The 25,661-nt window shown below is 70.3% G+C and carries 21 protein-coding genes; 10 read left to right on the top strand and 11 right to left on the bottom strand.

Features of this window, described 5'->3' with window-relative positions:
• Positions 1-144: 144 nt before the first annotated feature.
• Complete coding sequence (locus tag Mth01_RS11885; RefSeq protein WP_204015863.1) at positions 145-396, bottom strand: hypothetical protein; 252 nt, start codon at positions 394-396, stop codon at positions 145-147.
• 439 nt (positions 397-835) lie between these two features.
• Between Mth01_RS11885 and Mth01_RS11880 the strand changes: the two genes are divergently transcribed.
• Together Mth01_RS11880 and Mth01_RS11875 are read left to right on the top strand one after the other, a co-directional pair.
• Positions 836-2,920 carry a SpoIIE family protein phosphatase gene (locus Mth01_RS11880; RefSeq protein WP_204015862.1) on the top strand — a complete coding sequence of 695 codons (2,085 nt, stop codon included), beginning with the start codon at positions 836-838 and terminating at the stop codon, positions 2,918-2,920.
• Positions 2,921-3,139: 219 nt separating this feature from the next.
• Positions 3,140-4,873: an RNA polymerase sigma factor gene (locus tag Mth01_RS11875; protein ID WP_239089592.1), complete on the top strand. Its 1,734-nt coding sequence runs from the start codon at positions 3,140-3,142 to the stop codon at positions 4,871-4,873.
• A gap of 98 nt (positions 4,874-4,971) precedes the next feature.
• Here Mth01_RS11875 and Mth01_RS11870 read toward each other — a convergent pair whose 3' ends face one another.
• Positions 4,972-5,718, bottom strand: coding sequence for a YaaA family protein (locus tag Mth01_RS11870; protein WP_204015860.1), 747 nt, complete (start codon positions 5,716-5,718; stop codon positions 4,972-4,974).
• 81 nt (positions 5,719-5,799) lie between these two features.
• On the opposite strand from Mth01_RS11870, the gene Mth01_RS11865 reads away from it, so the two are divergent.
• Positions 5,800-6,609, top strand: coding sequence for a GNAT family N-acetyltransferase (locus Mth01_RS11865; protein WP_204015859.1), 810 nt, complete (start codon positions 5,800-5,802; stop codon positions 6,607-6,609).
• Between the two features lie 73 nt (positions 6,610-6,682).
• Here Mth01_RS11865 and Mth01_RS11860 read toward each other — a convergent pair whose 3' ends face one another.
• Positions 6,683-6,910, bottom strand: coding sequence for a DUF7455 domain-containing protein (locus tag Mth01_RS11860; protein ID WP_204015936.1), 228 nt, complete (start codon positions 6,908-6,910; stop codon positions 6,683-6,685).
• Between the two features lie 282 nt (positions 6,911-7,192).
• Here Mth01_RS11860 and Mth01_RS11855 point away from each other — a divergent pair, with 282 nt between their 5' ends.
• The gene (locus tag Mth01_RS11855) at positions 7,193-9,265 is read left to right on the top strand and encodes a DNA gyrase/topoisomerase IV subunit B (protein WP_204015858.1); all 2,073 of its coding nucleotides are present in this window, start codon (positions 7,193-7,195) and stop codon (positions 9,263-9,265) included.
• Positions 9,266-9,286: 21 nt separating this feature from the next.
• Here Mth01_RS11855 and Mth01_RS11850 read toward each other — a convergent pair whose 3' ends face one another.
• The 4 genes from Mth01_RS11850 to Mth01_RS11835 form a co-directional block, all read right to left on the bottom strand.
• A complete protein-coding gene (locus tag Mth01_RS11850; RefSeq protein ID WP_204015857.1) occupies positions 9,287-9,616 on the bottom strand; it encodes a hypothetical protein in 330 nt (109 codons plus the stop codon).
• Positions 9,617-9,630: 14 nt separating this feature from the next.
• Positions 9,631-10,620, bottom strand: coding sequence for an SPFH domain-containing protein (locus Mth01_RS11845; RefSeq protein ID WP_204015856.1), 990 nt, complete (start codon positions 10,618-10,620; stop codon positions 9,631-9,633).
• Between the two features lie 133 nt (positions 10,621-10,753).
• Positions 10,754-11,254 carry a beta-class carbonic anhydrase gene (locus Mth01_RS11840; RefSeq protein ID WP_204015855.1) on the bottom strand — a complete coding sequence of 167 codons (501 nt, stop codon included), beginning with the start codon at positions 11,252-11,254 and terminating at the stop codon, positions 10,754-10,756.
• A 68-nt stretch (positions 11,255-11,322) separates the two neighbouring features.
• Entirely contained in the window at positions 11,323-13,824 is a 2,502-nt protein-coding gene (locus Mth01_RS11835; RefSeq protein ID WP_204015854.1) for a DNA gyrase/topoisomerase IV subunit A, read from the bottom strand.
• 184 nt (positions 13,825-14,008) lie between these two features.
• Between Mth01_RS11835 and Mth01_RS11830 the strand changes: the two genes are divergently transcribed.
• Entirely contained in the window at positions 14,009-14,440 is a 432-nt protein-coding gene (locus tag Mth01_RS11830) for an ester cyclase (RefSeq protein WP_204015853.1), read from the top strand.
• 133 nt (positions 14,441-14,573) lie between these two features.
• Positions 14,574-16,943: an Hsp70 family protein gene (locus Mth01_RS11825; protein ID WP_204015851.1), complete on the top strand. Its 2,370-nt coding sequence runs from the start codon at positions 14,574-14,576 to the stop codon at positions 16,941-16,943.
• On the opposite strand, the gene Mth01_RS11820 is transcribed toward Mth01_RS11825, so the two are convergent.
• A complete protein-coding gene (locus tag Mth01_RS11820; RefSeq protein ID WP_204015849.1) occupies positions 16,927-18,795 on the bottom strand; it encodes a dynamin family protein in 1,869 nt (622 codons plus the stop codon). The two genes, Mth01_RS11825 and Mth01_RS11820, sit on opposite strands and share 17 nt — an antisense overlap.
• Positions 18,779-20,653 carry a dynamin family protein gene (locus Mth01_RS11815; RefSeq protein ID WP_204015847.1) on the bottom strand — a complete coding sequence of 625 codons (1,875 nt, stop codon included), beginning with the start codon at positions 20,651-20,653 and terminating at the stop codon, positions 18,779-18,781. Before Mth01_RS11815 ends, Mth01_RS11820 begins: the two co-directional genes overlap by 17 nt.
• A gap of 131 nt (positions 20,654-20,784) precedes the next feature.
• Between Mth01_RS11815 and Mth01_RS11810 the strand changes: the two genes are divergently transcribed.
• The gene (locus Mth01_RS11810; protein ID WP_204015845.1) at positions 20,785-21,399 is read left to right on the top strand and encodes an RNA polymerase sigma factor; all 615 of its coding nucleotides are present in this window, start codon (positions 20,785-20,787) and stop codon (positions 21,397-21,399) included.
• Here Mth01_RS11810 and grpE read toward each other — a convergent pair.
• Both grpE and Mth01_RS11800 read right to left on the bottom strand, forming a co-directional pair.
• A complete protein-coding gene (grpE, locus tag Mth01_RS11805) occupies positions 21,327-22,142 on the bottom strand; it encodes a nucleotide exchange factor GrpE (protein WP_204015843.1) in 816 nt (271 codons plus the stop codon). The two genes, Mth01_RS11810 and grpE, sit on opposite strands and share 73 nt — an antisense overlap.
• Positions 22,143-22,300: 158 nt before the next feature.
• Entirely contained in the window at positions 22,301-22,618 is a 318-nt protein-coding gene (locus Mth01_RS11800; RefSeq protein ID WP_204015841.1) for a hypothetical protein, read from the bottom strand.
• Positions 22,619-22,733: 115 nt separating this feature from the next.
• Here Mth01_RS11800 and Mth01_RS11795 point away from each other — a divergent pair, with 115 nt between their 5' ends.
• The 3 genes from Mth01_RS11795 to Mth01_RS11785 all read left to right on the top strand — a co-directional run bounded on the left by Mth01_RS11795 (position 22,734) and on the right by Mth01_RS11785 (position 25,646).
• Entirely contained in the window at positions 22,734-24,869 is a 2,136-nt protein-coding gene (locus Mth01_RS11795) for a RecQ family ATP-dependent DNA helicase (protein WP_204015839.1), read from the top strand.
• A 238-nt stretch (positions 24,870-25,107) separates the two neighbouring features.
• Positions 25,108-25,404: a hypothetical protein gene (locus Mth01_RS11790; RefSeq protein ID WP_204015837.1), complete on the top strand. Its 297-nt coding sequence runs from the start codon at positions 25,108-25,110 to the stop codon at positions 25,402-25,404.
• The gene (locus tag Mth01_RS11785) at positions 25,401-25,646 is read left to right on the top strand and encodes an RNA polymerase sigma factor (RefSeq protein ID WP_204015835.1); all 246 of its coding nucleotides are present in this window, start codon (positions 25,401-25,403) and stop codon (positions 25,644-25,646) included. The genes Mth01_RS11790 and Mth01_RS11785 overlap by 4 nt, the downstream gene beginning before the upstream one ends.
• Positions 25,647-25,661: the final 15 nt, after the last annotated feature.

Raw genomic sequence — 25,661 nt, 5'->3', positions numbered from 1 at the left:
CCGGGCCGCCCGGTGCTCCCGCCGATGGCCGCGCTCTCGCCGATGCCCGCGACTCACGGCGTCTCGTTCCGCTCGCTCACGGTCTCCACCTTCTCGCATTCCCAACGGGAACCGCATCAGGAACGCGGGCCGGTGACTTCCCCGTTATGCGCGCGATCGCCGCGGCGGCGTCGAGTTCACCAGGCCCAGCAGGCGTTCTCGGGCGACGCGTTCGACGATCTCGGGCGTGACGTCGAGCCCGAGGTGCTCGGCGCACACCCAGACGTCCGCGACGAGACGGGACAGGACTGCGGCGGGGACGGTCACGAACTCGGCGGCCAGCCGGGCGATCACGAGATCGCGGAGCCGCTGCTCCGGCTGCGGGCCGCCACCGATACGAACTGCGAGTGCGGGCATGGACGCCTCCTCGCTGTATGGGGACCTGCCGCCCCTTATTCCACAACTTTCCCGGCGACTGTCAACCTTCCGTCGCCGACCCGTTACGCGTGCCGATCCGTGACCGGGTCGTGTTCCAGCGGCTCGCGGCTCCGCTTCCAAGAGCACTACGATGGCCCGACCGGAAAGGTATGGGAAGATGACCGCGGCGATGCCGGGCCGTACGGTGAGGAGGGATGTCCGCACCACCGGGCGGGAAGCGAGGCGGCGACCGGAAAGTCGACCGAATATCTTCCTGCGGGAGGTGCCGGTCTTTGACAGGATGCGTTGACCGCATGGCTGACGGGGCTTCCGTCCGCCCATGCGGATCGCCCATGATGTAGGGCAGATCTGCGCTACCAATCACAGTTATGGAGATGTGCCTCGTGGGAGAGCCTGGCACGCGACGGAGGTGCCGACCATGAGCGCCGAAACCTCCGTGCCCCGGCCCCGGGAGTCCGGTGTGGACATCTCAGACTCCGACCTCTTCAGAGGTCTGATGTCGGAGGCGCCGTTCGCCTTTGCCTTCTTTGACGCGTCCGGTCGCTTCGTCCGGGTCAACGCCACCTTCACCGAGATGACCGGTCATCCTGTCGACCGGCATCTGGAGCGACTTCCGGCGGAGTTGCTGCCGGCCGATCTGACCGCCGCCATCGAGGCGGCGCTCCGCCGGGTCGGTGAGGACGGGCTGCCCGTCACCGACCAGCGGATCAGGACCCGCGCGGAGAACGACGACGCCCGCCATTGGGCGGTGTCGTTCTTTCCCATGCGAGGTGGCGAGAACGGTGACGTGGGCGTCGCCATGTTCGGTGTCGACCTGACCGAGCAGCAGATGTCCAGAGAGCTCCTGCAGCGCAGCGAGGAGCGCTACCGCTCGCTCGTGGAGTCCCAGCAGCAGCTTGTGTGGATCACGTCGCCCAGCGGAGCGGTCGCCGAGGACGCCCCGCAGTGGCGGGCCATCACCGGTCAGGGGCTGGAGGAGTATCTCACCCACGGCTGGCTGGAGGCCGTCCACCCCGACGATCGCCCCGGCGCGGAAGAGGCGTGGCGTGAGGCCCTGCGCGGCCGGACCATGTTCGAGTGGAGCTACCGGGTGCGCACCCGCGCGAGCGGTTACCGGCACTTCGAGGTCAGAGCCGTGCCGATCATGAGGCACGGCCGGGTGGTTGAGTGGGTCGGCGCCAACACCGACGTCACCCCGCAACGCGAGGCCGAGGAGATGCGGGGCCGCCTCACCGACCAACTCGGCGCCGCCGCGCTGCGCACCGCCAGGCTCCAGGGCGCCACGGCCATGCTGGCCGAGGCGCTCACGGTCGAGCAGGTGGTGCAGGTCATCATCGACGTCGGCCGTACGGCGCTGGCCGCCGACCACTCGGCGGTGGCCCTGCTCGACCCCGAGCGGGGCACGCTCAAGCTGAGCAACAGCGGCGGCCTCCCGGACGTGACCGGCGACGAGATCGAGCTCTCCCACTCCAACGTGATGACGATGGCGGTCAACAGCCGGCGTCCGGTCTTCGCCGAGTCGCCGGAGAGCCTGCGGGCCCAGCTCGTCGACGCGGGCGCCGACGAGGCCAGGATCGCCGACTTCCTCGCCCACACCGACGAACGGGCCTGGGTGGGCCTGCCGCTGCTGGCGGCCGGTCGCGCGCTCGGCGCGCTGCGGTTCTCGTTCCTGCGGTCGCAGAAGATCTCCCAGGAGGACGGGGTCTTCTACGAGGCGCTGGCCGGCCAGTGCGCGCTCGCGGTCGAGCGGGCCACGCTGTTCGAGCGGGAGCACCGCACCGCCGAGACGCTGCAGCGCAGCCTGCTGCCCGAACGCCTTCCTGACGTCGACGGGCTGAAACTGGCCAAGCTGTTCCTGTCCGGCTCGCGCCACGTCCAGGTCGGCGGCGACTGGTACGACGGGTTCGTCCTGCAGGACGGACGGGTGGCGGCCGTCGTGGGCGACGTGATGGGCAAGGGCGTCAAGGCCGCGGCGGGCATGGGCCGGATCCGCAACGCCATGCGGGCCCTCGCGCTGACCAACCCGCCTCCGGCGGCGGTCCTCACCGGCCTCGACCGGGTGTTCGAGGCGACCGAGGAGGAAGAGCAGGTCACGACCCTGGCGTACATGGTCGTCGAGCCGGGGACCGGGGAGGGCACGCTCGCCCTGGCGGGTCACCCGCCGCCACTGCTCGTCTCGCCCCAGGGTACGGCGATCCTGCATGAGACCGAGCCGGGCACCCCGCTCGGCTGGGCCACGAGCCGCAAGCAGTTCCGCTTCTGCGTGCCGCCCGGACACACGGCGGTGCTGTACTCCGACGGCCTGGTGGAGAACCGTAGACGCGGGCTGGACGCCGGCCTGCGGGAGCTCGCGTCCGTGGTGTCCGAAGCATCCCAAGAGGTGCTGAGCAATCCGAGTATGCTGCTGGATTTCCTGGTGGAGCGCATGCTGGGCGGGTATGAACAAGATGACGATGTAACGGTTCTCGCGGTACACGTGCCGCCGACCACGAAGAGTGACTGAATGAAACAGTCATAACGGTTGCTTTCGGGTATCAGTGACCGTCTTCCGTACGCACCAGTGTCTCAGGCGGCCTAGGGTGGAGAAGCAACCGGCGGGACGCGGCCGTATCACGAGCCGTGGCGTGCCACAATGGCATGTCGCGGTCCGCGCGACCTCACCACCGGAAAAAGAAGAAACACCTGGGTCCATTCTCGCCATGCGTTCGTTCGAGAGGTGTTCGTGTCGCCTGCAAGTTCGACTCGCTCGAAGCCGTCGGAGCTGAACGAGCCAGTGATCCAGCAGCTCCTCGAGCGTGGGCGCTCGCAGGGTTTCCTCGAGTCCGAGGATGTCCGCAAGGCCTTCGAGGAAGCGGACATCCCGCTGTCGCACGCCGCTGGATTCCTGCGCAGCCTCAGCAAGGAGGGCGTGACCGTCGTGGTGACGGCGGCGGACTCCGCGGCGCCCAAGCGGTCTCGAGGTCAAGCCAAGCGCCGTACAGCCGCGCCCGTCAAGAAGACCACCAAATCCGCGGCCGCGAAGGACTCGCAGCCGGAGACGGTGACCGCCGTGGTGACCGACGCGGCGCCGGCCGCCAAGCCGGCTGCGAAGCCCGCCGCAAAGCCGGCGGCCAAGCCCGCCGCGGCCAAGTCCGCTTCGAAGAAGACCACGGCCAAGCCCGCCGCGGCCAAGGGCGCGGCGGCGAAGGCGGCGCCGGCCAAGGCCGTGCCCGCCAAGAAAGGTGAGCCCGCTGCCCAGGACGGGTCCGAGGCGTCTGCGACCGGCCCCGCACTGAAGGCGCCGAAGGCGGATCCGAAGCCCAAGTCCGCCGACCTCGCCGAGGATGAGGAGGACATCGATCTCGAGGGCGACGTCGAGATCGAGGACTTCGAGATCGAGGCGGAGGACGACGAGCTCGAGGCCGAGGCCGACACCGAAACCGAGGGGGACGCCGAGGCCGAGGGCGAGTCCAAGGGTAAGGCCGCCGGCCAGTCCGAGGACGAGGTGCTGATCCTCAGCGACGACGATGACGACGCGCCCGTCGCCCAGGTGGCCGCGGCCGGCGCCACCGCAGACCCCGTCAAGGACTACCTCAAGCAGATCGGCAAGGTGCCCCTGCTCAATGCCGAGCAGGAGGTCGAGCTCGCCAAGCGGATCGAGGCGGGCCTGTTCGCGGAGGAGCAACTCGCGGGCGACGGCGACGGTCTCCCCGTCGACGTCCGCGCCGAGCTGGAGTGGATCGCCGAGGACGGTCGCCGCGCCAAGAACCACCTGCTGGAGGCCAACCTCCGGCTGGTCGTCTCGCTCGCCAAGCGGTACACCGGCCGCGGCATGCTGTTCCTGGACCTGATCCAGGAAGGCAACCTGGGCCTGATCCGCGCGGTCGAGAAGTTCGACTACACCAAGGGCTACAAGTTCTCGACCTACGCGACGTGGTGGATCCGGCAGGCGATCACCCGGGCCATGGCCGACCAGGCGCGGACCATCCGCATCCCGGTCCACATGGTCGAGGTGATCAACAAGCTGGCCCGGGTGCAGCGGCAGATGCTGCAGGACCTCGGCCGTGAGCCGACGCCGGAGGAACTGGCCCGAGAGCTGGACATGACCCCCGAGAAGGTCATCGAGGTCCAGAAGTACGGCCGTGAGCCGATCTCGCTGCACACGCCTCTCGGCGAGGAGGGCGACAGCGAGTTCGGTGACCTGATCGAGGACTCCGAGGCCATCGTCCCGGCCGACGCCGTCAGCTTCACGCTGCTGCAGGAGCAGCTGCACTCCGTGCTCGACACGCTGTCGGAGCGCGAGGCGGGCGTGGTGTCCATGCGGTTCGGCCTCACCGATGGGCAGCCGAAGACCCTCGACGAGATCGGCAAGGTCTACGGCGTGACCCGCGAGCGGATCCGCCAGATCGAGTCCAAGACCATGTCGAAGCTTCGCCACCCGTCCAGGTCCCAGGTGCTGCGCGACTACCTCGACTGAGCGGACGCCGGCCAAGTAGATGTCGTCGACACCGAGGTCCGATCATCTCGGGAGGGCGGCGCGGTCACGCGCCGCGATCGGCCTCGGGCCCCCGGCGGTCACGTGACGATCACGTCGAGCGTCCACGGCCTGCCCGATGCGGGCGGGCCCGACAGCTCGGTCCGGTACCCCAGACCGGCCAACGTCTTCGCGAGTTCCCGTGGGCTCCCCGGCCTGTCGGGGATCTCCACGAGCGAGCGGGACACCGCCCCTCGGGTCGTCTTCGCCATGTGGCTGACCACCGTCCGCTTCCCCCCGGCCTCCCTCAGGACCCGTACGGCGACCGCCCGCTCGCCCGGCTGCCACGCGGCCGCGTAAGCGGTCGACCGCATGTCCACGATGAGTCCCTTCGCCGACTCGAGCGCCGCCGTGATCGACGGCCGCCAGAACGCGGCAAGGTTGCCCATGGGCGGCAGCCGTACGCCCATGGACAGCCGGTACGGCGGGACGCGGTCGGACGGCCGCAGCAGCCCCCACAGCGCGGAGAACACCACGATCCGCCGGTCGGCTCTGCGGCGGGCCTCGGGGGAGAGCGTGGCCAGGCCCAGGTTGTCGTACAACACGCCCGTGTAGAGGTCGGCGACGCGCAGGGACGGCGCGGTGTGCAGACCGCGGTTGCGTTCGATGTCGCCGACCTGCCCGTCGGACAGGCCGAGCACCGCCTGGGCCTGCGGCGAGTGACACAGCGAGACCAGGGCATCGAGCACCTTGTCGCGCGGGGAGGCCAGCTCGGCGAAGCTCAGCCGCCTGAGCTTGGCGGTGCCCCGAGCGGCCTTCCCCTCCGAAGGCGGAAGCAGGATCAGCACGAATCCCGACCCTACAAGGCCCTGGTATCGGCCCCGGCGTCGGCTCCGTCGCAGGTCCTGGCCGTCGGTTAGGCTGTCGAAGTGGATCAAGACAGCGGACTCTTCGATCGGCTGGTGGACCAGGCATGGCCGGCGCCGGGGCGGGTGACGGCCGACGGCTGGATCTACCGGCACGCGGGCGGAGTGACCAAGCGGGCCAACTCCGTCCTGCCGCCGGCCGACAGCGTGGATTCGGCGCGGGCCGACCCGGCCGGGGACGTGGACAGTGCCGTGGAGCGGGCGGAGAAGTTCTACGCGGGGCTCGGCCTGCGCTGTGTTTTCTCGATCGGGGTGTCCTCGGTCGGGGTGCCCTCGGTCGGGGTGTCCTCGGTCGGGCCCGGCGCGGTCAACGGACTCGACGCCGAGCTCGACAGCCGGGGCTACCGGATGGTGGACCCCACTTTGATCATGACCGCGCCGCTGCCGCGGGACGCCGTACCGGCCGGAGAGGTCGCGCCGGAACCGTCCGAGCGGTGGCTGCGCACCTGGTGGCGGGTGGACGGCGGGCGGCACCGCGACGACGACGAGACCCCTGCCATGGAGTGGGCCCGGCGGATCATGACCGGGGTCCCGGCGGGCTACGCCCATCTGGAGGGAGACACGGGCGCGGGTGTGGGCAGAGGCGTGGTCCAAGGGCGATGGCTGGGCGTCTACTGCATGGCGGTGGAGCCCCGGGCCCGGCGCCGGGGGCTCGGCCGGTCGGTGCTGCGGACGCTGTTCGCCTGGGGGCGCGAACGCGGCGCGGAGCGGGCCTACCTGGCGGTGACGGAGCCCAACGTCGGAGCCCGCACGCTGTACGAGCGAGAGGGCTTCACCGTCGCCGGGCGCTATCACTATCGGGTCGCACCCTGACCGGTGTCTTCTCCGGGTACGGCGACGGCGCGCCGGAGAGCCTCGATGGGGGCTCCGGCACGCCGTCCTATGGTCAGCGCCCGCTCTGGTCGGACGTCGGTGATTGGCTGAGTCGGGCCGACTCGTCCTGGATGTCAGCGCCTCTGTCGCGTAGTACGGCTGCGTGCTGACGCCCGTGGTGGGCGCAGAACAGCAGCTCCCCACCCACTGGCAGGGTCGCGCGGATGTAGGCCTGAGCACCACACCGGTCACAGCGGTCCAGGGCGGTCAGCGGCTTGGCGGGGGCGAGAGCTCCAGTCACGTATCGCCTTTCGGGTCGCCCCACCGTGGCGGGGACGTTGGCGTCAGTCACTTGGGACAACATCTAACCGGATAACGGCGTTCCCAATCACCCCCTGGCTACGCCCAGAGCGGAATGCGCCCGAAAAGCTGGGATGTGCTGTGCTGCAGATCACAGTAAGAGTCCGCGGTATCCCGGTGCGCCTGGCAAGCTGTTACGCGTAGAAACATGAGTGGCGATAAGCTGCGTACGAGTGTTCGATTGGTGGGCAGTAGGAGCCTTGACCGGTAGTAGGAGTTGGGCGTGACGGCGGTTGGCGCGGAGGCGGGTTACACGGCTCGCCATCTCTCGGTGCTGGAAGGCCTCGAGGCCGTGCGCAAGCGCCCGGGGATGTACATCGGATCCACGGACACCCGCGGTCTCATGCACTGTCTGTGGGAGATCGTGGACAACGCCGTCGATGAGGCCCTCGCCGGGTTCTGCTCACGCATCGAGGTCGAACTGCACGCGGACGGCTCCATCGAGGTACGCGACAACGGTCGCGGCATCCCGGTGGACATCGAGCCCAAGACGGGGCTCGCCGGCGTCGAACTCGTCTACACGAAGCTGCACGCCGGCGGCAAGTTCGGCGGCGGGTCCTACGCCGCCTCCGGGGGCCTGCACGGTGTCGGCGCCTCGGTCGTCAACGCGCTGTCGTCCCGGCTGGACGTGGATGTCGACCGGGACGGCCGTGTCCACCAGATCAGCTTCCGCCGAGGCGTCCCCGGGCACTTCGACGGCGACGGGCCGACGGCGAAGTTCCGCAAGAAGTCCGGCGTGCGCGACGGCGGCCAGGTGGCCGGGCAGGCCACCGGCACCCGGGTCCGCTGGTGGGTCGACCGGCAGATATTCCTGCCCGAGGCGGAGGTCTCGGTCGACGAGATCCACGTTCGGCTGCGCCAGACGGCGTTCCTGGTCCCCGGGCTCGAGCTGGTGCTGCGCGACAGCCGGGGCGCGGAGCCGGCCGAGGAGACCTTCCGCTTCGACGGCGGCATCGGTGAGTTCACCGAGTTCCTCGCGCGTGACGAGGCCGTCTGCGACGTGCTCAGGCTGCGGGGCGACGGCCACTTCCACGAGACCGTGCCCGTGCTCGACGAACAGGGCCACATGACGTCGACGCGGATCGAGCGGCAGCTCAGCGTCGACGTCGCGGTCCGCTGGGGCAAGGGCTATGAGACGACCGTGCGCTCGTTCGTCAACGTGATCGCCACCCCCAAGGGCGGCACCCACGTGGCCGGGTTCGAGAAGGCGCTCATCCGCACGGTCAACGACCAGCTCCGTGAGACCCGCCTGCTCAAGAACGGCGACGAGCCGGTCACCAAGGAGGACGTCCTCGAAGGGCTGACCGCCGTGGTGACCGTACGGGTGCCCGAGCCCCAGTTCGAGGGCCAGACCAAGGAGGTCCTCGGCACCGCCGCGGCCGCCCGCATCGTCGGCCACGTGGTCACCCGTGAGCTGAAGGAACTGTTCGCGAGCCCCAGGCGTGGCCAGAAGCAGCAGTTGCGGGCGGTTCTGGAGAAGGTGGTGGCGGCGGCCAAGGCGCGCATCGCCGCTCGGGAGCACCGCGACAACCAGCGACGCAAGTCGGCGCTGGAGAGCTCGGCGCTCCCGGCGAAGCTGGTCGACTGCCGCAGCGACGACGTGGACCGCAGTGAGCTGTTCATCGTCGAGGGCGACTCCGCGCTTGGCACGGCCAAGCTGGCCCGGGACTCAGAGTTCCAGGCGCTGCTGCCGATCCGGGGAAAGATCCTCAACGTGCAGAAGGCGTCCGTGGCGGACATGCTCAAGAACGCCGAGTGCGCCGCGATCATCCAGGTCGTCGGGGCCGGGTCCGGCCGGTCGTTCGAGATCGACTCGGCCCGCTACGGCAAGATCATCCTGATGGCCGACGCCGACGTCGACGGCGCGCACATCCGCTGCCTGCTGCTGACCCTCTTCCACCGGTACATGAAGCCGATGGTCGAGGCGGGCCGGGTGTTCGCCGCGGTGCCGCCGCTGCACCGCATCGAGATCACCAACCCCGGGCGGGGCAAGGACAAGTACATCTACACCTATTCGGACGCCGAGCTGCACAGGGTCCTGAGCGATCTGGAGCGGCGGGGCAAGCGCTGGAAGGACCCTGTGCAGCGCTACAAGGGCCTGGGTGAGATGGACGCCGACCAGCTCGCCGAGACGACGATGGATCCGCGCCACCGCGTGCTGCGCCGGGTGCGGATCGAGGACGTGGAGAAGGCCGAGCGCATCTTCGACCTCCTCATGGGCAGCGAGGTCGCCCCCCGCCGTGAGTTCATCGTCAGCAGTGCGGCCGAGGTCGACCGCGAGCACATCGACGCCTGACAGCCCCTCACCCGGGCCCGATCAGAAGGACTCGATCTCCAGGGTGCTGACCCTGGAGCGAGCCTCCGTCATGGCCTCCCGGTAGAGCTCATCCCAGTTCGGATCATTGTCGGGGATCGCCCGGATAGTCTGCTTCGTCAGCTCGACCGGTCCGTTCCGCCCCGGTGCGACCTTCCGTACGACGACCAGCGTCCAGCCGTCCTCCATGACGGTGTCGACCTCCCACCGAGGCTTGGCGGCCGCGCCCGTGACACGCCGCCCGTCGCGCGGGGACGGGCGCAGCAGCACGACCAGCAGGTAGATGAGCGCGGCGACCACGATCAGGGTCACCGGGAGGGCGAGCAGTCGCATCGGTGCGGACCCTCTCACTTCGTGGGAATGGCGATCCCCCCGCCATTGCCCGGAGCGTACACGGTGATGCCCTGGGGCAGGGCCTTCAGCTTCTCGATCTCGGCGCAGGTCGTGCACTTGTCGTACCCGTCCTGGCGGGCCTTGTTGGCGTCCGCCTCGGCGCGGGCCTGCGCGACCTTGGCCTGAGCCTCGGTGACCTTGGCGAAGGCGGCCTGCGCCTGGTCGACGGCCTCCTGGACCTGCTTGGGCAGCGTGACCTTGGACAGGTTGAAGTGGATGTCGGTCAGGAAGTCGGCGCCGAGCGTCGACTTCAGGTCCTCGGCGAGGCTGGTGTTCACCGCTTCCTGGATCTTCGCGATGTTCGCGTTGTTGCCCTGCGGCTGCAGTGAGGCCTGCTGCGCCGTGTTGTTCTGCACGAGGGAGCAGGATGAGACCATCTCCGCGCAGCGGAAGCTGTTGATCTGGGCGCGGAGGTCGTTGTCGATCACGGGGCGGATGATCTGGTCGAGGAAGGCCGACCAGCCCTCGTCGCCCTCCCAGGGGTAGTAGGTGTTGCCGTCCATGCTGCGGAACTTGCGCGTGCCGAACTTGTCGTCGAACGCCTTGAGCGTGGCGTGATCGAGGTTGAGACCGAAGTAGAGGGTGCCCTCGATGCCCATGTTCACGCCGTCGCTGCTCGGTACGACGACCACGTCGACGCCCGAGCGCTCGCCGTGACCCGCATCGGAGGTGATGGTGTAGAAACGCTGCTGGGCGGGATAGCGGTGAATCTGGGACCACCAGCCGGTCCAGGTCACGCTGGAGCCGGGGTCGATGACCTGGCGGACCTGGTTGTCGTCGAGTGGGCCGCCGTTGCGGATGACGGCGACCTCGCCGCCGGTCGTGCGTTCGAATCCGCGGAACGCGCCGATCACGGTCGGCACCGCGGCGACGATGAGCGCGATCACCACCAGAACGAGGATCTTGCGGAACGAGCCGGAGCCGGTGGAGGTGCGGGTGGGCATCTGCGAACTCTCCTCGGGGGGCGGCACGGGGGCGGCCGCGGAGTGTGTGCGATGTGACGTTGTCAGCAGGGCAACGTACGGCCGGCCGCGCCGGGTTCCTGATCCCGCGCGGCCGGCCGTAACGCGTGATCTCTCAGAGTTCTACCGGCTGCAGCCGCCCCGTCCGCACGTCGTACACCGCGCCGCCGACGGCGAGGGTGTCCGGCAGGTAGGGACTGGCCTTGATCCTGACCATGTCGTGCCGCAGGGCCTCGGCCTGGTCGGGCACGGTCTTGAAGTCGAGGCTGCGGGTGTCCACGCCGTGCTCCGCCGCGATCACCTCGTGCACGTCCGCGTCGGTGGACTTGGACATCCGGCAGTCGGTGTGCGGCATGACCAGGACCCGGTGGACGCCGAGGAGATAGACGGCGAGCACGAGCGTCCGCAGCACGTCATCGGTCACCCGGGCGCCCGCGTTACGGAGGATCTTGGCGTCGCCCGCCTGCAGGCCCAGCAGCCCCAGCGGGTCGACGCGCGAGTCCATGCAGGTCACCACGGCGAGGCCGCGACCGGCCTGGCCGGACAGCCCCGAGTGTGAGAACGTCGCGGCGTACTTCTCGTTCGCCGCCAGTAGATCATCGAAGGCATCGCTCATGCGATAAATGTTGCCGTACGGCCTCACCCGCGAGCACGAGGGGGTTGTCAAGACACTTCCCAGAGCCGCTACTCTCCATGGTCGTTGTCCGGCTCCTGACCGGTCTCGCGGGCGTCGGCACTCCCGTCGAGGCCGCCGCCGATGGCGGCGACGGCGTGCACGAGCCGCTCGCCCGAGCCGTCACGCCGGCCGAGCTCCTCGGGAAGCGGCACCGGCTTACCCGTGGGCGAGGCCGCCTTGGCGGGGACCGGTCCGGCCCACGCGTGCAGCAGCACGTCCTCGCCCTTGAGGAAGCGCTGGGCGCGTACCCCGCCGGTGGCTCGGCCCTTGGGCGGGAAGTCGGCGTAGTCGGAGACCTTGCCCGCGCCCATCTGGGTGCCGGGCAGGGCCGTCGAAGAGCCCGCCACCGTCACGACGCGCGATTCGCGGGCGGGATCAACGGCGCCGAACCAGATCGCCTTCGCGTCGTCGTTCAGGCGCACCCCCGCCATGCCGCCCGCCGGGCGGCCCTGTGGCCGTACGGCGGAGGCGGAGAAGCGCAGGAGCTGGGCGTCGGAGGTGATGAAGACCAGGTCGTGGTCGGGGGAGGAGAGCTCGACGGCGCCGATCACGGCGTCGCCCTCGCGCAGGCCGATGACCTCGAAATCGTCGCGGTTGGCGGGATACTCGGGGACGACCCGCTTGACCACCCCGCCGGTCGTGCCGAGCGCGAGCCCCGGGCCGTCGGGGTCGAGCGAGCCCAGGCCGACCACCTTCTCCTCCGGCTCCAGGGCGACGTGCTCGGACACCGGATGCCCGCCCGCGAGCGACGGCGGGTTGGCCGTCGGCGGCAACGTGGGCAGGTCGACCACCGACACCCGGATCAACCGCCCCTTGGAGGTGACGACCCCGACCTCGCCCCGGACGCTGGAGCGGACCACCGACACCAGCACGTCGTGGACCGCGCGCTCGCCCTCAGCCGAGATCGGCGTGGCGTCGGCCGTCCGGGCGAGCAGGCCGGTGGAGGAGAGCAGCACCAGGCAGGGGTCGTCGGCCACCTCCAGCGGCACCGTGACCGCCCTGGCCGCCTCCGACGACTCCAGCAGCACGGTGCGGCGCGGCGTGCCGTACGTCTTGGCGATCTCTCCGAGCTCGGCCGACACGACCTTGCGCAGGCGGTCCTCCGAGCCGAGGATCGCGGACAGCTCGGCGATCTCGCTCTGCAGCGTCTCCTTCTCCCGGTCGAGTTCGAGCTTGTCGTAGCGGGTCAACCGGCGCAGCGGCGTGTCGAGGATGTACGCCGCCTGGACCTCGCTCAGCTCGAAGGTCTCCATCAGACGGGTCCGCGCGTGCGCCGAGTCGTCGGAGCCGCGGATCACCTGGATGACCTGGTCGATGTTGAGCAGCGCGATGATGAGGCCGTCCACCAAGTGGAGGCGCTCCTCGCGCTTGCGCAGCCGGAACGCCGACCGCCTGCGCACCACGTCGATCCGGTGTTCGACGTAGACCTGCAGCAGGTCGCGCAGGCCGAGCGTGCGGGGCCGACCGTCGACGAGCGCGACGTTGTTGATGCCGAAGGACTCCTCCATCGGCGTCAGCCGGTAGAGCTCCTCCAGGACGGCCTCCGGGTTGAAGCCGTTCTTGACCTCGATGACCAGGCGCAGGCCCTTGTGCCGGTCGGTCAGGTCCTTCAGGTCGGCGATGCCGGTGAGCTTCTTGGCGTTCACCAATTCCTTGATCTTAGTGACCACCCGCTCGGGGCCGACGTTGAACGGCAACTCGGTGACGACGATGCCCTTGCGCCGGGGCGTCACGGACTCGATCGTGGCCTTCGCGCGCGTGCGGAACGTGCCGCGGCCGGTCTCGTAGGCGTCCCGGATGCCCGACAGCCCGATGATGATGCCGCCGGTCGGCAGGTCGGGGCCGGGGACGAAGCGCATCAACTCCTCGAGCGTGGCGTCCGGCTTCTTGATCAGATGCCGGGCCGCCGCGACGACCTCGACGAGGTTGTGGGGCGCCATGTTGGTGGCCATCCCGACGGCGATGCCGCTGGCGCCGTTGACCAGCAGGTTGGGGAACGCCGACGGCATGACCGACGGCTCGGTCTCCTGGCCGTCGTAGTTGGGCTTGAAGTCGACCGTCTCCTCGTCGATCGACTGCACCATGAGCATGGCGGCAGGGGCGAGACGGGCCTCGGTGTACCGCATCGCCGCCGGCGAGTCGTCCGGCGAGCCGAAGTTGCCGTGCCCGTCGACCAGCGGCAGCCGCATGGAGAACGGCTGCGCCAGGCGCACCAGGGCGTCGTAGATGGCGCCGTCACCGTGCGGGTGCAGCTTGCCCATCACGTCGCCCACGACACGGGAGGACTTGACGTGGCCCCGCTCCGGGCGCAGGCCCATCTCGCTCATCGAGTAGAGGATGCGGCGTTGGACCGGCTTGAGTCCGTCGCGGGCGTCCGGGAGCGCACGCTGGTAGATCACCGAGTACGCGTACTCCAGATAGCTGGCGCGCATCTCGGTGGCGACGTCGATGTCGACGATCCGCTCCTCGAAGTCCTCATCGGGCGTGCGGGTGGTTGTGCGTCGGGCCATATCGAACATTGTGCCGATGACTGAGAGCAGTCGCGACCGGACGTGGTTTCCCGCCCGAATACAGCCCGCCTCGGATGGAAATGGATCATTTCTGACGATCCGCGAATTTCGGGATCGGTTGATCCGTCTCTTGCCGTGATCCGGGTAGTGTGGCTCTCATCTGCGAGAAGGGGGGATTCTCGCGATGCCTGACGTCGTGGACCGGCTGATCGGCGCGCTCAACGCCCATGATCTCGATGCGGTGATGCGCTGTTACGTCGCGGACGCGGTCGTCGTGGGGCCGGAGATGGGGGCGGAGAACCTCGATGAGATCGCCTCGTACCACCTGCATATCTGGCAGGGCTTCCCGGACCATCACCTGACGGTGTGGGAGAAGATCGCCCGCCGGGACATGATCGCGGCGGAGGTGCTGGCGACGGGCACGCACACCGGCCCCTACCTGGTGGCGGGTGGCGACGTCCTGGAGGCGACCGGCAGAAGCATCAGCGTGCGCGGTTCCTGGCTCGTCACAGTGGAAAGCGACTACATCCTCAGCCAGCGCGTCTACTTCGACCAGTTGGAGTTGTACACCCGGCTCGGCGCCCAGCTTCCGCTCAAGTTCGCACCGATTGTCTAGGGAGTGTGCTCCAGGTTCTCGCCAAGTGGCCCGAGCCTGCTCGACGCTCGACGTCCGCCACTGCTTCACTTCCGCAACATTTGTTGTCCAACCAGCCGATATACGCCAATATCGGAGCGGAAGGAGCGGTCGGATGGTGCAGTGGTCCCTTGGCGTGGATCTTGGTACGAGTTTCTCCGCCGGGTCCATCGCGACCGGCGGCCGGGTGGACGTCCTCGAGGTCGAGGGCGAGCGACGAGTCCCCTCGACCGTGCTGCTCAACGAGCAGGGGGTCCTGGTCGCGGGCAGGGTGGCCCACCGGGGGATGATGCGATACCCGGAGCGCGTGGAGCGCAACCCGAAGCGCTACGTCGGCCGGCCGAGCATGTTGCTGGGCGGGAACGCAGTCGATGTGAAGGACGCGCTCATCGCCCTGTTGAAGCTGTTCGTGGCGGAGGGGCGCATCCGCTTCGACGGCGTCCCTCCCTCCGTGCTGGTGCTGACCTGCCCCGTGGCCTGGGGGGAGGACCGCCGTTCGGTCCTGACCGAGGTAGGCCGATCGGTGGTGCCGGAGGCACACGTCCTCGTCGTCGAGGAGCCGGTGGCGTCCGCCCTGCACTACGCCTCGATGCATGACGTGAGCGGCGGCGGCAATGTCGCGGTTTACGACCTCGGCGGAGGCACGTTCGACACGGCGGTGCTGGTCGCCGCGGGCGGCGATTTCAACGTCGTCGGAGAGCCCGACGGCGACGACATGATCGGCGGAGAGGTGTTCGACGAGCGCGTCTACGCGTTCCTCGGCGCACAGCTGGAACGCTCCGCCGCAGGCTGGTGGTCCGACGTCAGCACCAACCCGGACCGGAAGTATCGGGCCGCCGCCGCGGACCTGCTCGATGAGGCGCGGCTGGCCAAGGAGACGCTGTCGGCATACGAGACCGCGAGCCAGTATGTGGGCGGCGCCGACATCGATGTGCAGATCTCCCGTACCGATCTGTACACCCTCATAGGGACGGACATCGTGCGTACGGCCGACATCCTCGACAGGACCATCGAACAAGCCAGGATCGACAAGAAGCGGCTTGCCGGCATTTTCCTGACCGGTGGCGCGAGCCGCACACCCCTCGTGCATGAGACGCTGCGAGCCCGGCACGGGAGCCTCGTGCGCACCTATGACGACCCGAAGATCGTGGTAGCACTGGGCGCGGCCCGGCTGGCCTGGAGCATCCAGGAACGGCAGCGCGAGCCGCGCGTGCCGACGCGGCCGGTTCCCAGCCCCGCACCCCCGCCGGTCCCCGCACCCCCGCCGGTCCTCGCGTCCCCCCTGCGGGCCGTCCTCGACGACGTGCTCTCCGTCCAGGTGACGGCCAACGGCGTCTACGCGCTGTGCGAGGGGAACGTCCTTCGCCGGCTTGACCCGTCGGCGTTGCGGGTCACCCGTGAGCTGGCCCTGGGCGCGATCGTCGACTGGGCGGCAGCTGATGAGGGATTGCTGATCGCCGAGATCGCCTCGCCTCAGCCCGCGCTGCGCACCCTCACGCCCGAGCTGGTCGTCCAGTCGGTCTTCGCGCTGCCGGCGACGACCCAGATCCGCACACTCGCCAAAGGGGCCGTCGGCTGGGCCTTCCACCGCGTCGCGGTCCCGGTCGACAACTCGAAGGGCCTGCCGTGGGGCGAGACGGGGGGCCTGGCCGTGCTGGAGGTCGGGCTGAAGGGGTTCGTCGGCGAGACGGCAAGGCTGCCTCTCGGCTCCTCGGCGGAGTGGTTCGTGAACGAGGGGAACGGCAGCCGTCGCCTGCGCGATCAGGGCAGCCCGACCGGCGGGGAGCCGGCTCTCGCCGTCGGATCGCCCGGATGCGTGGTCGTGCTCGGCCAGTTCCAGAAGAAGACCGGGATGTTCCAGAACACACAGCAGGGATTCGACCCCTGGCAGGTGTTGTGCACGATCGATCCGGGCGGCAGGGTGCGGCGGGTCGAACGCCGCCCGCCCAACTGGGTGCAGCAGATCGTGCTGCACGAGTCGGTGTGGTTCATGTCGACGACGACCGGCCTGGAGATCGACGCCGCTCCCAACCCGCCGCGTCTGATGATGCGCCGGTCGCCAGCCGGCGCTCTGCGCTGGTTCCCCGCGGGCCGGGAGATGTACGCGGTGGGCATGGACGCGGTCCTGCCCTCCCGAGGCTGGTCGGTTTCGCACTGCGACCGCACCACCGGGGAACTGCGCGTGCTGCTGCACGAGCCGTCGTCCGCGCTGCTGGGACATCTGACCTCCAGCCATCCCGCCGAGCGGCCGCGGATGATCGCCGATGGCGAGACGCTGTGGATGGGGGTGGCAGGCGACCAGGGGACCTCCCGGATTCTGCGCGTCACCGCTGACGGGGTGACCGAGGCGCTGCGCGAGCGTGGCTGGATCGAACCGGCGGCGGCGGTGCCCGGAGGACTGCTCGTGCTGCACCGTCCCGACGCCGCGCCGGGGCCGGGACGGGCAGGACCCGCCACGCTCTGCCTGTTCACGCCAGGCGGCTGACCTCCACCCCGATCTCCGTGCGCAGCGCGAGGGCGCGCTCGGTCAACGCTCTGGCCGCGGCCAGCCGGTCGGCGGCCTGCCGACGGGCCTGGTCGCGGTCGCCGCCGGCTCGCGCCGCCGGTGCCCGCAGTTCGGCGCGCCGGGCCTCCAGCTCGCGGCGCTGCCCCGCGAGCGCGGTGTCCGCGCTCTCCTCGACGGCCACCCGCCAGGTCGCGACCTCCCGCTCCAGGGCGAGCGTGATCTCGCTCGTCGCCTGGTTGAACTGGTCGTTCACCAGCCTGCGCAGCGCCGCCTGGTTGCGGTGCACCTGGTCCCACTCGCGCCGGCGGCTCATCACGGCGACCGCGAGCGCCGGGCCGACGAGGAAGCCGATCGGGTTGAGGTGCGCGAGCACCATCCCGATCGAGACCGCCATGGTGGCCGCTGGCACACCCTCGCGGAGCAGGTCGAGTTTCGCGTTGTCGGCGGGTTCGCTGGACAGTTCGTGCGACCACACCCTGGGCATCGACACCTTCGCGAGGTCCATCTCCATCGGCTCCAGGCCCAGGGCGGCGAGGAACTCGTTGAGCTCCGCTCCGACGAGCCTGGACACCTCGGCGAGGATGTCCTCCCAGGCCGCCTGGATGGACCGCTCGACGCTCTCCGGAAGCTGAGCGAGGTACTGCTCGAGCGCCGCCCGCGTGCCGAGCTGGGTGATGGCCTGCTCGTACGGCTGCCGCACCCGGGCGAGCCGGGCCCGTACGATCGAGCCCACCTCGCGGCCCAGGAACTGGTTGCCCACCCCGCGACGGCGCCGGTCGCGCATCGTGTGGGTCAGCTCCTCCAGTGCCTTCTCCACCTCCGCCAGCCGACGTCCGGCCTCGACGTCGTCGTCGGAGGCGCCGGCTACGTGGTCCTCGGCCACTGCGGTGAGCGCGGACAGGACCGACAGGCAGGCCGACACCACGGTGGCGCTGCGGGTGAGCTCCCGCCCGCTCGCGCAGGCCCGGACGTACTCCTCCAGGGGGGCCATGCCGCTGCGTTCGTGGAGGCGGTCGGCCCGGTCATCCCGGCCCAGGGACCGCTGGGCGGCGGCGGCCTCGGCCAGCTTGGCGCTGACCGGCAGCCAGGGCGCCTCCAGCAGTCCGGCGAGCGCGGCGGCCGAGTCGGGCGAGGACTGCCGGGCCTCGGTGACGAAGGTCGCCAGCCTGCGCTGGTTCTCCTCCAGCAGGGCCTGGGAGTTCGCCGAGTCCTCCACCTTCGTCAGGACGAAGGCGACCGCCTGCACCCGTTCCGCCGCCTCGGCCAGGAACTCCAGCTCGTGCCGCAGCACAGGCTGGTCCTGGGCGCTGAGCGCGAACAGCAGGGCGTCCGCCCGATGCAGGATCGACACCGTCGCCTGGCGGTGCCCGATGGTGAGGCTGTCCACCCCCGGGGTGTCGAGCAGCCGCACCCCGTCGAGCAACGGGTGGTCCATGGTCACGTCCACTCCGACGACCTCCCTGCGCTTGGCGGGATCGCCGGTCATCGACGCGTACTCGCCGATCTCCTCGGGGTCGATCGCGAGATCGCCGTCCGCCCGGTTGACCGTGGCCGCCAGCACAGGTCCGTGCCGCAGGGTGAGGTGGCAGTTCGTGGCCACGTCGGCGTCCACGGGAAGCAGCCCGGGACGGCCCACCAGGGCATTGATCAGCCGGCTCTTGCCGCGTTTCTGCGCTCCGGCGATCACGAGCGTCGTCTCCGTCTCCTTCCACCTCGCCGCGACCTGCGCGAGGACCTCGGACAGGTCGGCGCGCCCGGCCTGCTTGGCGAACGCGTTCACCTCGTTGGCCAGGCGCAGCACGTTGCGAATGAGATCAGCGGTGGCCTGCATGCGGGGGGTCTCCTTGCGCTGCTTCTGTTTCCAGGGCGATGAGCACGTACGTGTCGCACACGCTCTGGGCCGCCCGGCGGTCCAGTACGGACGTCAGGAACTGGCCGAGGGAGCGGAACCGAGTGCTGAGCTCCGCCGCGAGCGTCGAGATGTCCCGAGGTGAGGCCGTGGGGAGGGCGCCGACCTGGGCCGCGGCGCCGGAACCCGAGAGCAGACGGCCGAGTGCCTCCTTGTCCGCAGCGGGGACCAGCGGGGATGCCAGGAGCCTGACGACGGCTTCCGCCGGGACCGCGGCGGGTCCTATCGCCGTCCCGGGTGGAATCGGCGCGGTCGGCGCGGTCGGCGCGGTCGGCGCCGATGGCGTGGGCGGTGCCGGTGGCATGACAGCACCGATCGCGACGTCCTCGAGCACCCGCAGAACGTCGCGTGCCCGCTGGCCACCGACGCGGCCCTGGTTGATCATCGCCTGCGCGCGCCAGCGCCCGGACGCGACTCGGGCGGCCTCCGCCACATCCTGCGCGGACGCCTCCGGGGGCAGGCCGAGCTGCTCGGCCGGGTCGTCGGTACGGGCCATGCGGAACAGCTCGGCCTGCATCTCCTGCGGCAGGATGAGCTGCCCCCGGCCCAGGGCCTCGACGGCGGCGAAGATCCGAAGCCCGCTCAGCCCGGCGGCGATGGGCCGGGTCTCGTCGAGTTCGGCCGTGAGGACGTCGAGCACGGCGCGGTCGGGGCCGCGGGCTTCCTCGCGGGCCAGCCGCCGGAGCTGGGTGATCGCCGCCAACGCCTTGAGCTGCTCGGCCCGCCGGGCGAAGTGGGCGAGGCCGGCCGCCACCGTGCCGGGCTGCGCCGCGGAGCCGAATCCCGATTTCTCCAGCAGCGTACGGCGGAGCGCCTGTTCGCCGTCCCGTGCCGCGGCGACCGCGACCCGCAGGCCGTACCGGTGCAATCGCCCGACGAGCCGCCGCATCATCTCCGCCGGGATCGGCGACTCGGGCGGCCCGGGGATGTCGTCGAGGTCCAGCAGGAGGAAGTCCAGATCGGCGTCGTCCAACTCGGCGAGCGCGGCGAGGGCGGCCAGTTCCTCCGGTCCGAGCACGGGTGCGCGGGCCGCCTCCGCGAGCAGCCCGGCCAAGGGAACCACGTCGAAGACCGACGTGCGCAGGTCCTCGTAGGCGCGGGAGGCCAGGCGCCGGGCGGTGGGCCAGGGATCCTCCTCGTCGCCGCGCCGGTCGATCTGGCTGAGTACGGCGAGCGTGTTCACACAGGTCATGCCGCAGGCATCGGTGAGCGAACGGAACTCGCCGAGGGTGGCGTCGTCGAACCGCTGGACGTAGCGGAGGACGTAGATCAGCGCTTGAGCGTGATCGTCGTCCTCATCGGTCCCGAACAGCATGCGCCGCGCGGCCCGCTCGTTCTCGACGGTGACCGTGTTCATGCCCGGGGTGTCCACGACCGTGATGGTCCGCAGCGTGTCCAGGGCGAGCCCGACCCGGACCCGCCGCACCTCTTCTGGCGGTACGCCGAGGTCGGGCGGCAGACGGTGGCCGGGCAGCAACCGGGTGACCACGACCCGGCCGTCCTCGCATTCGACGTCGATCCGGCCGTCGTCCCCGCTGTACTCGTACTGCGTGACCAGCCGGGTGCACTCGCCCGCGTCCACCGGGGCGACCGGGAGTCCGAGGAGGGCGTTGACCAGCGTGGATTTGCCGCTGCTCACAGCTCCGGCGACCGCGACCTTCAGCGGCGCGCGGAGCCGGTCGCCGACCAGTGCGACACGGTGCCGCAGCACGGGGTCTGCCAGCCCGGCGGCGGTCTCGCCGCACAGATCCCTGAGCCGCTCAGCGGGGCCGGGCCTCATCCGTGACCACCGGCGGTGCCGCTTCGGCCATTGTTACGGTCCAATATCATGCCGTCCCATTCCATACCGGAGAAACCGCTTGACATGATCTCATCTGCCCAGATCAGTACTACCTGAGAGGAAGCGCGCACATGGCTTCTCCTCTTGCCGATGTCGACGAAGGCGTGCTTCTCACGGCGGCCCGGGCCGGAGACACCCAGGCCTTCCGGGCCCTCTGGGCGGTGGTCGAGCGACGGGCCTATGGCCTCTGCCTCCACCTGACGGGAAACCGGGCGGACGCGCTCGACGCGCTGCAGGACACCCAGATCGCGGTGTGGCGAGGGCTGGACGGGTTCGAGGGCAGGGCGCAGTTCGGCGCGTGGGTGCTGGCGATCGCACGCAACGCCGCTCTCGCCCTGATCTGCCGCCGTCCCTCCTACCAGGACCTGCTGTTCCTCGAGACCGCACAGCCCCCGCCGGAGGCCGGTTTCGATGAGACGGTGGCCGATCTCGTGGACCTGCGCCGGGCGCTGGCGGTGCTGGTCCCCGCGCACAGGGAGGCGCTGCTGCTGTGGGCGGGCGGGCTGACGTACGAGCAGACCGCGGCGGTGCTCGGGGTCCCGGTCAACACCATCAAGGTCTGGATCTACCGGGCCAGGGGGAGCCTGCGCGAGCTGACGGGGTCGAGCAGAGATCACGAGCGCGGGTCCTCCAGCCGGTACACCACGACTCGGGGAACACGCAGGACGCGGTCCCCGTCGACGTAACCGCAGCGTGTCGTCCTGGCGACGATGTCGTGCAGGCCGGGATCGGCGGTGGGCGACAGGTCCACGGCCTCGTGGACGCGTGCGTCGAAACGTTGCCCGTCGACGCGGACCTCGAGCACACCCACGGACTCGAGGGCGGCGCACAGCTGTTCGTCCAGGTGGGGAAAGCGTTCGGAGAGCTGGTCCCGGTGGCGTACGCAGGCATGGACGAGGGCGTCCCGGTCCACAGAGCCCGCCGACAGAAGCCGATCGATCTGCTGGGTGACGGCCTGGCTCGCTCCGTCGGCGGCGACGCCCGCGAGGGCCCGGACCAACGGTGCACGCTCGTCGCGTGACGCCGGGGGCTCAGCCGGCGCCGGCACTCCGGCGGGCATCGTGTACGGCCCGGCCGGCATCGGGTACGGCCCGGCCTGGTGCCGCCGGCCCCTCTGGGACACCGTGAGCGCGAGCGCGACCGCTGCGGCCACGCCGAGCACGAGGGCGGCCGCCGCACCGATCGCCCACAACGGCAGGCCGCCTGCTTCGAATCTGGGCAGCAGATCCATAACAGAGCCGTCCTCTGGCGGGGCCGCCTCATGGTGCGGCCGCCTGTGAGTGCCGGAGGCCGGACCGGCGATCACCGGTGGCCGCGCGGTCTGCTCGGCGGTGCAGCCTGTGAGCGCGGTCAGTGCCGCCACGGTGACGAGCATGAGGAGCGGCACTGCGCCGTACCGGTGCCTGGCCGCCGGGCCGATCCGCTGCATGACCGCTTTCTCCTGTCGGGATCTGGTGTGAAGGACGTGGCCGCGGAGCAGGTCCGGGGAGTGGATCGATGTGGGCCGATGTGAGCTGATGTGAGCTGATGTGAGCTGATGGAGCCAGCAAGGACATCCCGCGGAAGACTGTCCTTGCTGACCCCTCATCACACGGCGTCGGGGAACAGCGGTCCGTCGCTACCCACCGTGTAGCTGGTCACCGACACCTCGTTGACGCCGTCGCCGTCTGTGTCGAAGAGTTCCTGGTCGGCCACCCCGTCGTGGTCGACGTCGATGTACTCGGTGTTGGCGATGCCGTCGCCGTCGGTGTCGTACCGTTCGACGTCCGCGACGCCGTCGAGGTTGGTGTCGGTGAACTGGGCGTCGGTGATGCCGTCGCCGTCGACGTCGACGAGCTCCGTCTCGTAGATGCCGTCCGCGTTGGTGTCGACCCACTCGCTTCCGGCGTCGCCGAAGGTGTCCATAGCCGTCTCCCTGTCGTACGGGGTTGATCCTGATGTTCGGGTTATCAGCACGGTAGATGGGCGCGGGGAGCGGATTGTTTCAGCAAGGCCCACGAAATTTGGTAGCAAGGAGCATGTGACGGAAGAAGAGACGCTGCGAGAAGAGGCGGAGGCCCGGCTGCGGGCGCTCGCGGGTGAGGACGCGCGCCTGCGTGACGACCAGTGGGCGGCCATCAAGGCGCTGGTCATGGACCGGCGCCGTGCGCTCGTCGTGCAGCGCACAGGCTGGGGCAAGTCGGCCGTCTACTTCATCGCCACCGCACTGCTGCGCGAGCTGGGCGAGGGGCCCACGGTCATCGTCTCGCCGCTGCTGGCGCTGATGCGCAACCAGATCGCGGCCGCGGAGCGGGCGGGCATCCACGCCGCGACCATCAACTCGGCCAACCCCGAGGAGTGGGAGAAGATCTACGGCCAGGTCGCCGAGGGCGTGATCGACGTCCTGCTGGTCAGCCCGGAACGGCTGAACAACCCAGACTTCCGCGACCAGGTGCTGCCCGAGCTGGCCGAGGCCGCCGGCCTGCTGGTGATCGACGAGGCGCACTGCATCTCCGACTGGGGCCACGACTTCCGCCCCGACTACCGCAGGCTGCGCACGCTGCTGGCCGATCTCCCGCCCGGAATCCCCGTGCTCGCCACGACGGCGACCGCGAACGCCCGCGTCACCCGCGACGTCGCCGAGCAACTCGCCGCCGGGTCAGAGCAGGACGGCTTCTCCGATGCTCCCGGCGCCCCCGGCGGACCCGATGATGGCGTGCTCGTCCTACGCGGCCCGCTCGAGCGGGACAGCCTCCATCTCGGAGTCGTACGGCTCGGCGGTTCCGAACGGCGACTCGCGTGGCTGGCGGGCGCGCTGCACGAGCTGCCGGGCTCCGGCATCGTATACACGCTGACCGTGTCGGCGGCCCAGGAGATCGCCGCCTACCTGCGGGAGCAGGGGCACCAGGTGGTCGCCTACACCGGTCAGAGCGAGCCGGCCGACCGGCTGGCCGCCGAGGAGGACCTGCTCGCCAACCGGGTGAAGGCCCTGGTCGCGACCTCCGCCCTGGGCATGGGCTTCGACAAGCCCGACCTCGGATTCGTCGTCCACGTAGGTGCGCCCGCCTCGCCAGTGGCGTACTACCAGCAGGTCGGCCGGGCCGGCCGCGGCGTGCGGCGGGCCGAGGTGATCCTGCTCCCCGGTGCCGAGGACCGGGAGATCTGGGCCTATTTCGCCTCGCTCGCCTTCCCGCCCGAGACGGTGGTGCGCGCGACGCTGGACGCGCTGACGGGCGCCGGCGTCCTGTCCACTGCCGCGCTGGAGAGCAGGGTCGACCTGAGCCGCGGCAGGCTGGAGATGATGCTGAAGGTCCTCGACGTGGACGGCGCCGTCCGCCGCGTCAAGGGCGGCTGGGAGGCGACCGGCGAGCCGTGGAGCTACGACGCCGACCGCTACGCCCGGGTGTCGGCCGAGCGCGCGGCCGAGCAGGAGGCCATGCTCGGCTACCTCACCACGACCGAGTGCCGGGAGCAGTACCTGCGGCGTCACCTGGACGACGAGGCGGCGCGACCGTGTGGACGCTGCGACAACTGCACCGGCGTCGACCGCTCCGCCGACGTCGACGCGGAGGCCGTACGTGCCGCCGGCGAACGGCTGGCCCGGCCCGGCGTCGAGGTGGAGCCGCGCCGCCAGTGGCCGACCGGACTGCCGGACCTGAAGGGGCGGATCAAGCCGGAGCTGTCGGCGGAGCCGGGACGCGCCCTAGGCCGCCTCACCGACATCGGCTGGGGTACGCGGCTGCGCGAGCTTCTCGCGGCGGGCGACGGCCCGGTCCCGGGGGATGTGCTCGACGCCGTGGTGGCGGTGCTCAAGGCGTGGGACTGGGCGGAGCGTCCCGTCGCCGTCGTCAGCGTGCCGTCCGCGACCCGGCCCACCCTGGTCCGCGGCCTCGCTGAGGGGATCGCGCGGATCGGCCGGCTAGCCTACCTGGGCGAGCTGGGATACCGGCAGGGGCCGCCGGGGCGGCAGTACAACAGCGCTCAGCGGGTCGCCGCTGTGCGCGGGACGCTGGCGATGCCGCGCGAGCTCGCCGCCAGGATCCCGGCGGCGGGCGGCCCGGTGCTGCTCGTCGACGACCGCGTCGACACGGGCTGGACGATGACGCTGGCCGCCGCCCACGTACGCAACGCGGGCGCCCCGGCCGTCCTCCCCCTGGTCCTCGCCACGACAAGCTGATCGCCCGGCATCGCCTCCTCGCCGTCGAAAGTCACGGCGACTTTGTCCCGGCATGGGATAATCGGACTCATTTCTGGGCCGGAGGGAGCCGCTTTCCTATTCAGAGAGTTCCACAGCTTCCGGTCATACTCTCGTGAACAACCAGCCGGTGCGCAGAGCGTGATGGCCGCTGGCCCGGCGTCGATCTGACCGCTCGGGCCGCAGGGCGTAACGACCACCTGGCACTACGCTCGCTGGAATGCATCACGATCTGTCCGTTCTTGCCGACCGAGACTGCCTGGTCGCGTTCGCCGCCATCGTGTTGTCCAGCGACAACGCCGTTCGTGACCACGAGATGGGCTATTCCATGGGGGGCGGAATCGGCTATATCACCGTCCACGGGGTGACACGACGCACCGGGCTGAGCCGGACTGCCGCTGAGCGCGCTCTGCACCGCCTGGAAGCGGCGGGCGTGGCTACGGCCAACTCGGAAAGAACCGGGTGGCGGACCGACGTCGGTGTCCTGACCGGCTCAAAGCCGGCACGCGGCGGATGACCGTCCACTGGCCGTCGAACGGCGGCAATGACCAGCCAACGCTGTTGCCGCGGTCATCGGGGGCGACGGCCGCGGTGGTTCAGCGGCGGTTCGCCTTGATCGTGGATCATCGGGACGCGTTGCTGCTGTGGGCAGGGGGGTTGACGTACGAGCAGACGGCGGCCGTGCTGCAGGTCCCGCTCAACACGGTCAAGGTCTGGATCTTCCGCGCGCGCGGCCGGCTCCGCGAGTTGCTGGGGTAGCCGACCTCGTGAATG

Source organism: Sphaerimonospora thailandensis (genome assembly GCF_016863115.1).
Taxonomy (GTDB): Bacteria; Actinomycetota; Actinomycetes; order Streptosporangiales; family Streptosporangiaceae; genus Sphaerimonospora; species Sphaerimonospora cavernae.
This window is presented reverse-complemented; position numbering and strand designations above follow the sequence as displayed.

Bases quoted from the DNA above. Each gene is read 5' to 3' on its own strand.
- Mth01_RS11800 (WP_204015841.1), bottom strand. From the start codon at position 22,618: ATGGACACCTTCGGCGACGCCGGAAGCGAGTGGGTCGACACCAACGCG.
- Mth01_RS11850 (WP_204015857.1), bottom strand. From the start codon at position 9,616: ATGCGACTGCTCGCCCTCCCGGTGACCCTGATCGTGGTCGCCGCGCTC.
- grpE (WP_204015843.1), bottom strand. From the start codon at position 22,142: ATGCAGCGGATCGGCCCGGCGGCCAGGCACCGGTACGGCGCAGTGCCG.
- Mth01_RS11845 (WP_204015856.1), bottom strand. From the start codon at position 10,620: ATGCCCACCCGCACCTCCACCGGCTCCGGCTCGTTCCGCAAGATCCTC.
- Mth01_RS11810 (WP_204015845.1), top strand. From the start codon at position 20,785: ATGGCTTCTCCTCTTGCCGATGTCGACGAAGGCGTGCTTCTCACGGCG.
- Mth01_RS11880 (WP_204015862.1), top strand. From the start codon at position 836: ATGAGCGCCGAAACCTCCGTGCCCCGGCCCCGGGAGTCCGGTGTGGAC.
- Mth01_RS11785 (WP_204015835.1), top strand. From the start codon at position 25,401: ATGACCGTCCACTGGCCGTCGAACGGCGGCAATGACCAGCCAACGCTG.
- Mth01_RS11820 (WP_204015849.1), bottom strand. From the start codon at position 18,795: ATGCAGGCCACCGCTGATCTCATTCGCAACGTGCTGCGCCTGGCCAAC.
- Mth01_RS11830 (WP_204015853.1), top strand. From the start codon at position 14,009: ATGCCTGACGTCGTGGACCGGCTGATCGGCGCGCTCAACGCCCATGAT.
- Mth01_RS11840 (WP_204015855.1), bottom strand. From the start codon at position 11,254: ATGAGCGATGCCTTCGATGATCTACTGGCGGCGAACGAGAAGTACGCC.
- Mth01_RS11825 (WP_204015851.1), top strand. From the start codon at position 14,574: ATGGTGCAGTGGTCCCTTGGCGTGGATCTTGGTACGAGTTTCTCCGCC.
- Mth01_RS11815 (WP_204015847.1), bottom strand. From the start codon at position 20,653: ATGAGGCCCGGCCCCGCTGAGCGGCTCAGGGATCTGTGCGGCGAGACC.
- Mth01_RS11835 (WP_204015854.1), bottom strand. From the start codon at position 13,824: ATGGCCCGACGCACAACCACCCGCACGCCCGATGAGGACTTCGAGGAG.
- Mth01_RS11885 (WP_204015863.1), bottom strand. From the start codon at position 396: ATGCCCGCACTCGCAGTTCGTATCGGTGGCGGCCCGCAGCCGGAGCAG.
- Mth01_RS11790 (WP_204015837.1), top strand. From the start codon at position 25,108: ATGCATCACGATCTGTCCGTTCTTGCCGACCGAGACTGCCTGGTCGCG.